Genomic DNA, 13,809 nt, shown 5'->3' on the forward strand with positions numbered 1-13,809 from the left:
CCATGAGTAATCAACAAGCTTGCGGTGGTTGTGGCTTCACTCATCAATGTATTTGTCATCGTATACCAAGTGTTGAAAGCCAAACTGATCTTGTACTGCTGACTCATGAGAACGAACTGTCGCGAGACACCAATACCGGAAAGTTACTTGAGCAATCTATTCAGCAATGTCAGTCCTTCGTATGGCAACGAAAAACACCGCCAGAAGAGCTGATTGCCTTACTCGAAGACGAGGCATTGCAGCCTTTTTTGCTGTTTCCAAGTGACAACAGTGTTGAGTGCCAGCAGGCCGTGTCATCTGTAACCGGAGATCGTAAGCCATTATTCATCATCTTGGATGGCACATGGCAGGAAGCGAAGAAAATGCTCAACAAGAGCGCGTGGTTAAACACCATTCCTCAAATCCATCTCAATATCTCGACAGAATCGTCATACACCTTGCGCCGCAATCAAGACAGCGGGCACCTATGTACTTGCGAAGTCGGTATTGAGTTGCTAAAAACATTGAGTGAAACCGAACCGGCTAGGCTGATCAACGATTATTACCAGCACTACCTAAAGGTGTTTCAAGCGGATAAATGTGGTCATTCACTCAAATAGATAAAGCCACGTACAAGCTTGTGGTAAATAACGTAAAACAAAAGGGTGAGCCATAAGCTCACCCTTTTCACATCTAACATTAATCTATTGAACCTATTGAATCGTTCGGTGTTTCACGTGAAACCCACACTCTAGCTGTTCGCTGAAAAGAAATTTAACTCGCTCTATCAAAATAAACGCTGCGGTTCACCAAAGTAATAACCCTGCAGGTAATCGACACCCATATCCTCTGCGATTCGACACACCTGTTCATTATGTACGAACTCCGCCACTGTCTTGGCATTGAGTATCTGGCACAAGCTAACAAGCTGTTGGGCAATCTTACGCTGCTTCTTATCTTGGTCGATATTGCGAATCAGGCTGCCATCGAGCTTTATCACCTGTGGCTCAAGCTTCAATATCTCATCAATGTTCGAATAACCCGAACCAAAATCATCAACGATGATATTAACGCCCAAATCACGAAAGTGATTACATATCTCAATCAGCCTGCCGTAATCTTGAATCTGTTCCGTTTCCAACACTTCCAAGCCGATACGTTGCGGATGACTAATTTGTTTGATGGCTTGTTCTAGGTGAAGGATGGTTTTCTCGTTGTTGAAGTCTTGTGGCGCTAAATTAATCGAAAACGAATCGGTCCTTTGACTCATAAAATCAAAGGTACGCGTAATCATCTGGCGACTAAGGCGCGTATAAAGATGGGTGCCTTCGATAATCGATAAAAACTTACCTGGAGCAATCAGCTGGCCATCTTCCTCAATTCGAACTAAGCACTCATAGCTTTCGACTTGATGGCTGTGCGCGGACACTATGGGCTGAGAACACGCAACTACGTTTTGATTCAACACCGCGCGGCTAACACAAGACAACCAACCTAACTGCTCTTGGCGATGCTTCTCTAGTTGGATTAATGTTTTAGCACTCACGAGGTGCTTGTTCTGACTCACCGCACTGCGACGAGCATCAATGGCCTTGAGTAACAAGTCATCAATCGATGTAGTTGGAAAATCACGACGACTCGCCACGCCGGCACAAATTGAAACCGAGAGGTAATCAATATCAGGTAAGCCCATTGGCTCAAAGTTTACATGTTCGGTTTTGTCGGCAAACTCAGAAAAGCGCTGATGAATGTGTTCGTGACTGGCCCAGCTTTTAAAAACTACCGCCCACTCACCAATACCGATGCTGTAAAGCTGACACCCTTCATCAAAAAATTGCCATAACGCCTTTTGAAAATACTCACTCAAATCACGAAGCAGCTTGTCACCGACTCGATAACCGTACTTTTCATTGATTTGCCCGAATGTTGTAACCTTCAGCGCCAATAAGTGACTATCAGCGTTCATTTTTGACAATTTTTCACGCAACACACTTCGATTAGGTAAACCGGTACGACTATCAATTCGATAACTGGCTGTAAGTGCAGTAGCTTGCTGCTGAATCTTGCTCACCATGCTGTTGTTCATGTCATCAACATCGAGTAGAGCATTACGAATCAATGAGAATAAGGGCGATATATTTGTGGCCGGTTGGGTCACAAGCGGAACAGAACCTTCAACCGGGCCTTCTCTTAAAGTGATATACGTTAGGCTATGATGCAAAATTCTTTGTTGGTCATCATCTTGATAAAGCTCGCCCATACAATACACACCGTAGGTATCTGCTAGGTTTTGGAAAATCTCAACTTCTTGGTTGCCATCAATAAAGTCGATGCGTGAAGTACAATTATAGATAAAGAACTGTTCCGGTCGATGAGAGGCGATCTGTTGAACGCCAAGTCGTACCTGCTCTAAGGTAAGTGAAGGATGGTCATAGCAAAACCTGACTTCATCACTCACTTGGAACGGACCACTAAATTCTATCTCTCCAGACTCCGTTACCTTGAGTGGTAAGTGGATATTTTGGGCTTTCGGGTCGCCGACCATTAAGGGGAAATTATGCAGTTGCTCGAACGGGACCTCGAGCCCATCGGCTAAATAACGATTATACAAGTCGCGAATGGGCATACCGTCTAATTCAGCCAAGCGACTCCCTTCGGCGCCAGTGACTCGAAAGGTACGTCCTATCGGGTTCCATTCCGTGTAATAACCTTTAGTTACGACTAACTCAGAGCTGTGTAAGGCCAACATAACGTAAGCATTTTCGTAGCAATGGCCGTTCAGCATCACCCATCGTCCACTGTCGGTAATGGTGGATGCACCTCCACAAATAGGCAGTGAATATCTGGATTGCTCAAACGCAGAAAACAAGGATCTGTTATTTATCTGCAAGCGATCGGCAAAGCAGATGATGCTTTGAGTATCCGCATTACACTCAAGCTGCTGCCACATCGCTTGGCTATCCAGCAGTGGCTGCTTACTGTATTCCACAACACCACAGGTATAAGACATCGCATCAAAGCGTGTGGCAACCAAATAGAGACCTTGATGCAGGATGACACCTTGGTTTATGTAGTGGTTGGCACTACACCCAATCAGCTTGGCGTTAGGAAATGTTGATTGAATTACTTGGCAGGCAGCCAAAACCGAATCTTTCTCGAAAGACGAAAACACCTGAATCAGTAGAGGTTCATGACGATGAAAATCTAGCTTTTCCAATTCACTTTGGGTTTGTTCTATGTCTTGTATCAGGAGAGAGGTCGACTGCATATTCACATTAATCGTTGCGTTAATGATTTGTTATTGTGCTTATTATAGATAAGGCTTGCACGAATTACTTACTATCGTCTTATAAATAATGTGACGTTAGTTAGACATCATTCATTCCACTAAAAAACAGTCATTAATGGTGGCTGAACACTTTCAAAGTAAGGAGTTGTAGAATTTCATGGGCTTTAACAACTAAAACAATCGCTTAGGCTCACCAAAATAATAGCCTTGCAGGTAATCGACACCCATTTGCTCCGCTATTTCACAAACCTGTTGGTTATGAACAAATTCAGCGACCGTTTTAGCATTAAACACTTGGCACAAGCGAACAAGCTGAGAAGCAATATTTCTTTGCTTAAGGTCTTTGTCGATGTTGCGAATCAAGCTGCCGTCGAGCTTAATAATCTGTGGCTCAAGCTTGATAATTTCATCAATATTCGAATAACCCGAACCAAAGTCATCAACAATGATTCTCGCCCCGAGTGCGCGGAAGTGATCACACACCTCAATCATGCGACCGTAATCTTTGATCTGCTCAGACTCGAGAACTTCTAAGCCAAGCCGAGTGGGATCGTTCATTCCACTAATGGCAGTTTCGAGAATCTCTAGCGTCTTATCGCTCAATAGGTCTTGTGGAGACAGGTTGATCGAGAACGGGCTCTGCTTGTCCGCCATATAACCAATGGTGTTCTTAATCATGTGTCGACTAAGGCGAGTATAAAGGTGCGTATCGGCAATCATGGGTAAGAATTTACCTGGTGGTACAATCGTCCCGTCTGATTCCATAATTCTAACCAAGCACTCTTGGCCAATCATTTCATGAGTACTCGCTGCAACAATAGGTTGAGAGTAAGTGATGATGTTCTGATCTAAGATTGCTCGGCTTACACAGCTCAACCAACCGAGCTGCTCTTTACGATCTTCCTCGCTTACCTGAATGTCTTTGGCATTAGTAATGTGAGTGTTATTACGCACTCCATAACGTCGAGCTTCAATCGCTTTCAATAAGATTTCATCGCCGCTGTCAGTTAAGAAATCACAACGACTGGCAAAGCCACCACACAGCGAAACCGACAGGTAATCAATATCGGTTAATCCATACGGCTCAAAATTAATGTGTTCAATGTCATCAGCAAACTCAATGAAGCGTTGCTCTATCTTCTCGCTATCGATACTCGCGTTAAAGATAATCGCCCACTCACCAACACCAATACTGAACAGTTCAACTTGCACATTGAACTCCTTCACGACCCGAAGGTGTAATCGCTCAACAAAATGGTTAGAAAGGTCGAGTAACAGCTTATCGCCGACTTGATAACCATACTTCTCGTTCACCTGATGAAAGTTAGTCAGCTTTAAAGTCAGTAGATGTTCACTGAACAGAATCGTATTAAGGCGCTCTTTTAACACAATACGATTTGGCAGGCCGGTACGAGAGTCAATTCGGTAACTCTCAGTTAAACGACGCGCCTGTTGATGAAGTTTCTTCTCCATCTGAATATTAATACTGTCTAAGTCCGCAACCGCATTTCTCACTAAATTGAGCAGTGGTGATACCGTGGAATCGCAATGGAAATCATCACAACGAAACTCGTCAATTTCATCCGACTCTCTCATCGCAATGTAAGTGAGACTGTGGTGCAAGATATCTTGACGATCCTCGTTTCGGTAAAGCTCACCCATGCAGTAAACCCCACAGGCCTTCACAATACCTTCAAATGGCTTCAATTCGAGCTTACTATCGATGAATTCAAGTCGAGAGACACAGTTATAAATGATCACAGATTCTGGTTGGTGCATAGCGAGCACCTCGGCACCATGACGCACTTTCTCTGCTGTTAAAGATGGGTGGTTATAACAGAATTGTGCTTCCTCTCCGACATGCCAAGGGCTATCAAATTCAATACTGCCATCGTCATTGATTCGAAGAGGCGTTGATATCCCCTTCTTTCTTCCAAGCTCACGATAAAGCGGGAAACTCATCAACTGACTAAATGGCAGATCTTTACCATCAGCAAGGTAATGTTTGAACACTTCAATAGCCGGCTTATCATTCAATGCATATAAGCGATTGCCCTCAGCTTGAGTGACTATCAGCTTCATCCCAATTGGGTTCCATTCAGAATAAGCATCCGACCAAACCTTTAACCTTGGGTTGGTCAAAGCAACTGCAACACAGGCGTGCTGATAGGTCTCTTCGTTATGCATAACCCAACGCCCAAAGTCATTCTCATGGCATAGCCCACCAGCAACCGGCAAGGCATAAGGCAGATTTTCAAAGGCACCATAAATTGGATAATCACGCCCTTCAACCTGATCGCACAAGCTAATCACGGTTTTAGTATCTTTAGAAAGAGATAATTGAGCCACCAGAGCTTGGCTATCATGGTTAGGGTTACCCGTAAAAGGCTGCACAGCAGAGGTTAAGTGTGTTTCATCAAACTCACTGATAATCACCAACGTACAAGCGCTTTCAAGGCAGTTATTACAAATAACATGACGCGCGCTTTGACCTATCAATATGGAATGATTTAGATGCTTGAGAGCAACACTCGCGATGCGTCGAGCTACGTCTGGAGATTGGGCAGAGAAGAGTTGAATTAGGTATTGCTTGCGGTCACACCATTCTCGCTGTTCAAATTGAGATTTAAATAACTCCTCAGTATTTGCGAGAAATGTAAATGTTTGCATGCCAACCCTTGTTCAAAATCGAGTGAAGTGAGAACCCGCAACCACTGCTATGATTGAAATGAATCGATAAAAAGTAGTCGCCAATTATCCTAGCCTAAACAGGCAGTTAATTACGACTAATGTAACAATTCAATATCATAAATGCGACCCAATAGCTTACCGTAGCCATTAAATTAGTCGCATAAGATCGCTAAGTTGCTCTATTTCAACATCAGGGAGCACACTCGCCTTCGGGGAGAGGTATAAATTGGAACCAGTGTCATTAAACCAGCACGCTTGGAAGCCATTTTGCTTGGCTCCATAGACATCCGTTTTGAGGTGGTCACCAACATGAAGAATATTTTCAGCATCACAATCTAGGTGTTGCTGAGCTTTTTCAAACATATCAGAGTAAGGTTTAGCTCTGCCATCAGGGCCGGCCTTAAGGATCAATTGGAAGTACTGCCCCAAGCCAATTTTATGTGGGTCGACATTGCCATTAGTAATCGCTGCCAAAGGAATCCGTTGGCTAAGCTCAGCCATCACGCGATGCGTTTCTTGAGGCACATCGACTTGATTCCGCAACCACAAGGCATGCTCAATACCTTCTCGAGCCGCTTTATCTGCTTGATCAGCAGAATAACCTAACTGCAGTAAGCCACACTTAATCTGTGTTTCACGCCATACAGTGACATCATGTTTTAAAGCTGGGTTTTCAGATGCGACTTGCTGCTTGATCCCGTGCCACTCTTCTAGTGATAAAGAAGCGGACACTGGGTGCTTTTGGAAAAGCCACTGCGCCATCTCTTTCTCAACCTTCATGATCACAGGCCAGTTGTCGTACAAGGTGTCATCCAAATCAAAGGTCATGGCTTTGATGGGCTTTAACCCTCGATAAATTCGCATAGTAAAACCTTTAATCTAATCTTTGTTCTTCTTACGAGCTCTCGGGTGAGCCTGATCATAAGCTTGTGCTAAGTGTTGGAAGTCTAAGTGGGTATACACTTGGGTCGTCGAGATGTTTTCATGCCCTAGTAATTCTTGAACAGCACGAAGGTTTTGGCTCGACTCAAGCACATGCGTTGCAAATGAGTGACGCAGTTTATGCGGGCTGATATGACTCGCGACAGACTGCTTCTTGCCCCATTCTTCCATGCGTTTTTGCACGCTACGATGAGAAATTCGAGTGCCGAGTTTAGAGACAAACAGTGCAGGCTCACCCGGCGAAGCGAGTTCACCACGTACTTTTAACCATTTATCGACCCACTCTTTCGCTAAACCGGAAAACGGTGCTTTGCGTTCTTTGTCACCCTTACCAATCACTCGTATTTCACCCTGTCGAGCCAACACATCTCTCAGGTTGATACCAACCAATTCAGCCAATCGTAATCCCGCGCCATACATCACTTCCATCATCGCTCGGTCACGAATCGATAACGGATCATCCTCATTCACATCAAGCAGTTGACCCACTTCATCGACATCAAGGTTTTTAGGTAAAGGGCGTTGTTTGCGAGGTGCTGAGACACCTTTAGCAGGGTTAGCTGACATCTCGCCACGCAATACAAGGAAATCAAAGAAGCTGCGTAATGAAGATAAGCGAGTCGCGATACTGCTCGCTTTCATTCCCTCACGCATGCCTTTACTGGCAAGTTGCCTTACCCATGCAGCGTCCACTTGAGTCCAGTCTTTCAGCCCTAGTGTGACTAAATGAGCGGCCATGGTTTCGAGCTGTTGTCGGTAATTGCGTTGGGTGTGTAGGCTGAGTCCCTTCTCGCTTCTGAGATATTCATAGAAGCGAGAAAGTGACTTTTGAAGGCTGTTAGGAAGAGGTATTTTGGGCTCTAGGCTCATTATTTATCTGCCAAGGTAAGGTGTCCGCCAAATGAGCAACAACAAGCGCTAAATGGCGTAAAAAGAGCGTATCCATATGGGGTTGGAAATGGCCGCCATCTTCGCTAGAAAAGGCGAGCAAACCCAATGGAGACTGCTTAGCAAGCGGAAGTACTACATAAGAGCCTAGCTCTGGAACTGGAAAATCACCAAACAAATCTTGTCTGTCCGTTTTTCTCAAGCGCCCTAAATAAGCATCTTTACCGTTGAAGTGGTTCAATGAAAACTTCGAATAACGCTCCCCATTAAGCTGGTAAAAGCCCAGCTGAGACAACACGCGTATATGAGCTTTCAAACCTAATTCAATCGCCTTTTGTTCAACCGCCTTAATGACTTGCATGAAATCACTGCATTTCAATACCTGAGCTTGCAGATCCATAAACTCATAAAAAGTTTTGTCGTTATTCGCAGCCAGTGACATCAAGCCAGTGATCTCTTCTTCTAACTCTTCGATTCTCTGGCGTTGACGCTTAAGCTGAACCTCAACCAAAGAAACCGCGCCCTGCTCAACATTGTTGACAGCAAGGCGATCAACCAAATTTCTTCTGTCTTGAAAAAAATCTGGGTTATCACGTAAATATTCCGCGACCACTTCTGCGGTGAGTGCGTCGGCTTCAACGTAAGACAAAACCTATCCTTTATGTTTTATGAATCTATTGGTTATAAATCGTTATTAGCAAGAAAGTTGACCATCAAACACATGCGTTGCAGGGCCAGTCATAAACAGAGGTTTACCTGGACCTTGCCAGCTAATGTGTAAGTCACCACCAGGTAGGCGAACTTTCACATTCTCAGCCAGTAAGCCTTGATTGATACCAACGGCAACTGCGCCACACGCACCGCTGCCACATGCCTGAGTTTCACCCGCACCGCGTTCGTAAACACGCAAGCGAACTTCTTCACGGTTAACCACTTGCATAAAGCCAGCGTTAACACGCTCAGGAAAGCGGTCATGTGATTCAAGAAGCGGACCTAAAGTATCCACATCAGCAGTATCGACATCATCAACAACAGTAACCACATGCGGATTACCCATACTTACTGCACCGCAGAATAAGGTGTGTACATCTGTTCTCAGAATATACGTCTTCTCTGGCTGCTTCGCCTTGAATGGAATCTTGCCTGGTTCGAACTCGGGAATGCCCATGTTCACAGTGATCTGGTCATTGTCTTCAATCTTGAGAACCATTTTTCCTTTCTTGGTGCTCACGTTGATGCTGTACTTATTCGTTAAGCCTTTCATGCGAACGAATCGTGCAAAACAACGAGCGCCATTGCCACACTGCTCCACTTCACTGCCATCCGCATTGAATATGCGGTAATGGAAATCAGTTTCTGGATCATAGGGAGCCTCAACCACAAGTAACTGGTCAAAGCCCACGCCAGTGTGACGATCCGCCAAACGACGAATCAAATCTGGAGAAAAGAAAATATTTTGAGTAATGCAGTCCACGACCATGAAATCATTGCCCAAACCATGCATTTTAGAAAAGTGGAAGTGCATAACGCTTAAAATTACTCCGGAAGAATGTTTTCAAGTTCCCACAGACTCGTAAGCTCTTCACGCTGACGAACCAAATGAGTTTTATCGCCATCCACCATCACTTCAGCCGCACGCGAACGAGTGTTGTAGTTAGATGACATCGCGAAGCCATAAGCACCCGCAGAACGAACCGCTAACAGATCACCTTCTTCAAGAACAAGGTCACGATCTTTACCTAGGAAATCGCCTGTCTCACAGATTGGGCCAACCAAATCGTAAGTCACGGCTTCACCCTGACGAGGGCTCACAGGAACAATATCCTGCCAAGCTTGGTAAAGTGCCGGGCGCATTAGGTCGTTCATTGCTGCATCGATGATAGCAAAGTTCTTATGCTCTGTTGGCTTGAGGAACTCGACTTTCGTTAATAATACACCAGCGTTAGCAGCAATCGCTCTTCCAGGCTCGAAAATCAGCTCTAGATCAGAATGATTCTCTAGGCGAGCCAATAAGGCTTTTGCGTAGTCAGAAGGCTGTGGTGGTAATTCATCACGATAAACCACACCTAAGCCTCCGCCAACATCAAGGTGTTTGATGGTGATACCATCAGCACGTAGTTGGTCGATTAAAGCAAGCAAACGGTCAGTCGCATCAATAAAAGGTTCGATGTCTGTTAGCTGAGAGCCAATATGGCAATCAATACCATGAATAGACAAGTTATCGAGTGTTTTTGCAAAGGCATAAACGGCAGGTGCACGATCGAAGGCAATACCAAATTTGTTATCACGCAGACCAGTCGAGATATAAGGGTGAGTGTTAGCATCAACATCTGGGTTGATACGCAGTGAAATCGGCGCTTTAACACCAAGCTCACCAGCTACTTTATTCAGTCGCTCTAGTTCTGGCTCAGACTCTACGTTGAAACATTTAATGTTCAACTCAAGCGCACGCTTCATTTCAGCGGCTGTTTTGCCGACACCAGAGAACACAACTTTCGCTGGATCGCCACCTGCAGCAACCACACGCTCTAACTCACCGCCAGAAACGATATCAAAACCAGATCCCAAACGAGCCAAAGTATTCAACACGCCAAGGTTCGAGTTAGCTTTAACGGCATAACACACCAAATGCGGATGATCGCCAACCGATGAATCAAATGCATTCCAGTGGCGTTCTAATGTTGCACGAGAATATACATACAGCGGTGTACCATATTGCTCTGCTAGTTGTGAAAGTGCGACGTCCTCAGCCCAAAGCTGGCCATCTTCCTGATAGTTGAAGTAATCCAAAGTTCTTATCCCTTATAAATAACGATTTCTGCGTGTTTCACTTATTGTGATTGTTCAGTCTGTTGAACTTCATCAGGATCGTACAAAGGACCCGTTTGACCACAACCAGAAAGTCCAATAACGGACACCATAAATAGAGCAGTAATTAATTTTTTCATTTTGCATATCGTGATTATTAACTCAATGCCCCCTATAATCGCACCACACTCAGGAAAAGCAATAGGATAGAAAGGATGAACGAGACTGAATTTCATCAACTGGTCGATATACAGATGCAAAACATCGAAGAAGCTATCGATGAATCAGAGGCAGATATTGATTACGAAGTGACTGGAAACGTAATGACGCTGGAGTTTGAGAACCGCAGCCAAATCATCATCAACCGCCAAGAACCAATGAAAGAAATCTGGTTAGCGTCTAAATCTGGTGGCTTTCATTTCAAACTAATCGACGACAAGTGGACATGTTCTAAGACAGGCATGGAACTGTTTGAGATGGTCAAAGAAGAATGCGTGAAGCACGCAGGTGAAGAGATCGATTGGGTCTAATATTTGTAAGCAAAACTAAAAAGGAGTGAATCAATCACTCCTTTTTTAATCTCAACCGACTTAAACTAGCCTAGATGTTGACTATCTTCGAACTCCGTGAAGACAAAATAGAGTCGTTACGATAAGGCACAACATAAGAGTTGCCTTCTTCTGGATGGATGATTTGATAATACTGAGGCAAGTTGAAATTAATCAACTTTGATGACAACTTCGACTCATCTTTTACTGAAGTATAAAAAGAGTTCACGCTGGCAATCATCTCATCTTTCTCACCGTTGTATTGGTGATACGCCTCTACCTGATTCGATTCATCCAATACATAGATATTGAAACCTTTATCTGTATCTTCAAAGAAGAACTGGATTAAACCCTCACTGGCAAAACCATCAACCACTTCTGGTAGTTGATACTCTTGCTCTTTATCAAGCATCAATAAAGGTGAACCCTTCAACTTATTGCTTGAGATACTACGGTAGAAATCGACAGAATTTTCCAGCATCTGTACCGAAACACCACGACGTTCAAAGAACAGACCGAACATCTTATTCGCTAAACGGATAGCTTTAAAGCGACGACGTTTCTCTGGTTCAATTGGCTTCAAACGCAAATCGATACATTCAGCAAGCAATTGGTAAACCATATTACGCATCACACCGCGCAGATTTTTGCTATAGCAGAATACATCCACAGATTCCGGCGGTAAGGCATCTTGATGCATTTTCCCCAGAACCGTTTTCAAAGCGTCTAGCATCGCAGTATCACCTTGGAAGTGAAGCGTACGAACTTCATGCCAAGAGTTACGATAAACCAGATCAACACTGCCAACTAAACTCTTACCTTCCTCACCAAAACTGAAGATATCAGCGTTCTTCAGATCCACTTTCAACTCTCGACTGCTTAACTCAGAAGTCGGATCCTTTTCAAAGTTGATGAACATCGCCAGTTGGCTGATTTCACATGGGCTTGCGAGAGCTTGCATGCTCGGACGACGCTTACGCAGCGAGAAAGTATTGCGCAGGTCGCTGACCATTTGATAGAACTTATCGATATCAATATGAGCATCACGAACCACAGAGTGCAAACGCGTCGACTCTGTTATTAAGCCATTAAAAAACGACCAAGCAACCAACTTACTCAAGTATTCGTGGTGCTCAAGCGAAGGCTGACCAAGAATACGATGCGCAACCAACGGCTGTTTATACAGATACCAACCGGCTTTATTGGACTGACCCTGACGAACTTCAATAAAGCTCAAGTCTGGCTCATGGAGATCCGGTGAGATTTGCGGATTCAGCAACGTCACTTTACCCGGCAAGACCTCAAACGCAGCATAAAGCTTACGCGCTAAGATACTGATATCTTGTGGGCTGATTGCAGAAGTGATGTCGTTACGACGAGCAAATTGAATCAGATTACGATAACTCAGCATCAAGGCGTCAAGCAGCGCATGGTGCACCACTTTAACCTGCTCAACCTTCCAGTTACGGCGGTTATCGAGCTCAGCAATAGTGTCATGTCCCCAATTCCAAGATTGAGTCATCTCGGTTAAGGCTTCGCGACGCCACGCTACCGATCCCATTCCCGCTTCTCGCGACAACTTCTCGTGAGTCTTTAGGTAGAAACAGCGTCTCACCAAATCCAATCGAGTGTGATCGTTGATACGTTCGAGATAACGAGTCACCTTCTCAAGCATCAGATAGTAGCTATCCATGCCATATAGATCAGGTTCATCCGCAAAGAAGCGACGCTTGGTATCAATACTAAGCAGTTGGGTATTTGGGTATTCCCATGAATAAGCTTCTAACAGAATCGCCTTCAAAACCGATTTGTATGGTGAGTCAATACTCTTATAAAGCTGCCATAGGTTAGACCCGAAGTACTCTTCAGCAGGAATGCGGTTCAGCTTGCCGAAGTCTATCCACTGCGAGCAATCAAGATAACCGTCCTGACACAAGCCTTGAACATACTCGTCGTAGCACTCTTCCATTTCTGGCGGAATGATTTGCCACAAGAGGCGCTGCCCCGCCAAGCGAACAGCAGAGCGATAGAATTCATCAAGCAGTAACAAGTGTTGTGAGGAACCACAGTTATCACCGGTCATTTCTTCTGAATGATTCGAACGGAAACGCTGTTCATCCATCAAGAAGAAGTTAGCTTCCACACCTAAGGTTTCAGCCCAGTCGGTAATAAGCAAACATTTATTAGTTAAGCTATCGCGCGCGGCACCGTCCATATCTGGTGACACACAAACCCATATATCAAGGTCACTTGAAGTGCTTTGGCCAATAGAAGAAGTGCTGCCCATGGTATACAGGCCAAGAATTGCGGGGTCAGAAGACTCGGTTAGCTTGCCACCCAACGTTAATTCGGTATCAGAGACAAATTGCTTTTGGAATTCATTAAGCATGAAGCTATGTATTCCAAAAGGAACTTGTTGGTCATAATAACCGGGCATCATTGGATGATTGAAATGAAAAAGTGCGGGAATAAGGTTAAAAACTCGTTGGCCTTGGACATTCATCAACGCCAACGCACGATCAATACGCTGTTGATTTAGATTGTCTAATCGTTGAATCAAAGTCTGAGTGTAAGCCTGCAAGGTAAGTCCTTGGTTTGAGATTAAATGCACTTCTGTTTAGTTACTGAACGAAAGCAGCAACAAAACGTGATCAATTTAACACT

11 protein-coding genes are annotated in these 13,809 nt (G+C 44.4%); 2 read left to right on the top strand and 9 right to left on the bottom strand.

Features of this window, described 5'->3' with window-relative positions; genetic code table 11:
• Positions 1-2 precede the first annotated feature (2 nt).
• Entirely contained in the window at positions 3-599 is a 597-nt protein-coding gene (locus IHV80_RS15725) for a tRNA-uridine aminocarboxypropyltransferase (protein ID WP_192889592.1), read from the top strand.
• Between the two features lie 167 nt (positions 600-766).
• Here IHV80_RS15725 and IHV80_RS15730 read toward each other — a convergent pair whose 3' ends face one another.
• The 8 genes from IHV80_RS15730 to lptM all read right to left on the bottom strand — a co-directional run bounded on the left by IHV80_RS15730 (position 767) and on the right by lptM (position 10,737).
• Positions 767-3,247, bottom strand: coding sequence for a bifunctional diguanylate cyclase/phosphodiesterase (locus IHV80_RS15730; protein WP_192889593.1), 2,481 nt, complete (start codon positions 3,245-3,247; stop codon positions 767-769).
• Positions 3,248-3,439: 192 nt separating this feature from the next.
• Positions 3,440-5,938 (bottom strand): bifunctional diguanylate cyclase/phosphodiesterase, encoded by a 2,499-nt coding sequence (locus tag IHV80_RS15735; protein WP_192889594.1) that lies wholly within the window; start codon positions 5,936-5,938, stop codon positions 3,440-3,442.
• A gap of 168 nt (positions 5,939-6,106) precedes the next feature.
• Positions 6,107-6,823: a 5-amino-6-(5-phospho-D-ribitylamino)uracil phosphatase YigB gene (gene yigB, locus IHV80_RS15740; protein WP_192889595.1), complete on the bottom strand. Its 717-nt coding sequence runs from the start codon at positions 6,821-6,823 to the stop codon at positions 6,107-6,109.
• A 15-nt stretch (positions 6,824-6,838) separates the two neighbouring features.
• Positions 6,839-7,771, bottom strand: coding sequence for a tyrosine recombinase XerC (gene xerC / locus IHV80_RS15745; protein ID WP_192889596.1), 933 nt, complete (start codon positions 7,769-7,771; stop codon positions 6,839-6,841).
• Positions 7,740-8,438 carry a DUF484 family protein gene (locus IHV80_RS15750; protein ID WP_102433901.1) on the bottom strand — a complete coding sequence of 233 codons (699 nt, stop codon included), beginning with the start codon at positions 8,436-8,438 and terminating at the stop codon, positions 7,740-7,742. The genes xerC and IHV80_RS15750 overlap by 32 nt, the downstream gene beginning before the upstream one ends.
• A 45-nt stretch (positions 8,439-8,483) precedes the next feature.
• Positions 8,484-9,314, bottom strand: coding sequence for a diaminopimelate epimerase (gene dapF / locus IHV80_RS15755; protein WP_192889597.1), 831 nt, complete (start codon positions 9,312-9,314; stop codon positions 8,484-8,486).
• Positions 9,315-9,325: 11 nt separating this feature from the next.
• The gene (gene lysA, locus IHV80_RS15760) at positions 9,326-10,579 is read right to left on the bottom strand and encodes a diaminopimelate decarboxylase (protein ID WP_192889598.1); all 1,254 of its coding nucleotides are present in this window, start codon (positions 10,577-10,579) and stop codon (positions 9,326-9,328) included.
• Positions 10,580-10,620: 41 nt separating this feature from the next.
• Complete coding sequence (gene lptM / locus IHV80_RS25510; protein ID WP_407829960.1) at positions 10,621-10,737, bottom strand: LPS translocon maturation chaperone LptM; 117 nt, start codon at positions 10,735-10,737, stop codon at positions 10,621-10,623.
• Positions 10,738-10,812: 75 nt separating this feature from the next.
• Between lptM and cyaY the strand changes: the two genes are divergently transcribed.
• Complete coding sequence (cyaY, locus tag IHV80_RS15770) at positions 10,813-11,127, top strand: iron donor protein CyaY (RefSeq protein ID WP_017633314.1); 315 nt, start codon at positions 10,813-10,815, stop codon at positions 11,125-11,127.
• Between the two features lie 70 nt (positions 11,128-11,197).
• Here cyaY and IHV80_RS15775 read toward each other — a convergent pair whose 3' ends face one another.
• On the bottom strand, positions 11,198-13,726 hold the full coding sequence (locus tag IHV80_RS15775) for a class I adenylate cyclase (RefSeq protein ID WP_192889599.1): 2,529 nt from the start codon (positions 13,724-13,726) through the stop codon (positions 11,198-11,200).
• Positions 13,727-13,809: the final 83 nt, after the last annotated feature.

It is taken from the genome of Vibrio bathopelagicus (genome assembly GCF_014879975.1).
GTDB lineage: Bacteria > Pseudomonadota > Gammaproteobacteria > Enterobacterales > Vibrionaceae > Vibrio > Vibrio bathopelagicus.

Bases quoted from the DNA above. Each gene is read 5' to 3' on its own strand.
- IHV80_RS15730 (WP_192889593.1), bottom strand. From the start codon at position 3,247: ATGCAGTCGACCTCTCTCCTGATACAAGACATAGAACAAACCCAAAGT.
- IHV80_RS15725 (WP_192889592.1), top strand. From the start codon at position 3: ATGAGTAATCAACAAGCTTGCGGTGGTTGTGGCTTCACTCATCAATGT.
- cyaY (WP_017633314.1), top strand. From the start codon at position 10,813: ATGAACGAGACTGAATTTCATCAACTGGTCGATATACAGATGCAAAAC.
- dapF (WP_192889597.1), bottom strand. From the start codon at position 9,314: ATGCACTTCCACTTTTCTAAAATGCATGGTTTGGGCAATGATTTCATG.
- lptM (WP_407829960.1), bottom strand. From the start codon at position 10,737: ATGAAAAAATTAATTACTGCTCTATTTATGGTGTCCGTTATTGGACTT.
- yigB (WP_192889595.1), bottom strand. From the start codon at position 6,823: ATGCGAATTTATCGAGGGTTAAAGCCCATCAAAGCCATGACCTTTGAT.
- xerC (WP_192889596.1), bottom strand. From the start codon at position 7,771: ATGAGCCTAGAGCCCAAAATACCTCTTCCTAACAGCCTTCAAAAGTCA.
- IHV80_RS15735 (WP_192889594.1), bottom strand. From the start codon at position 5,938: ATGCAAACATTTACATTTCTCGCAAATACTGAGGAGTTATTTAAATCT.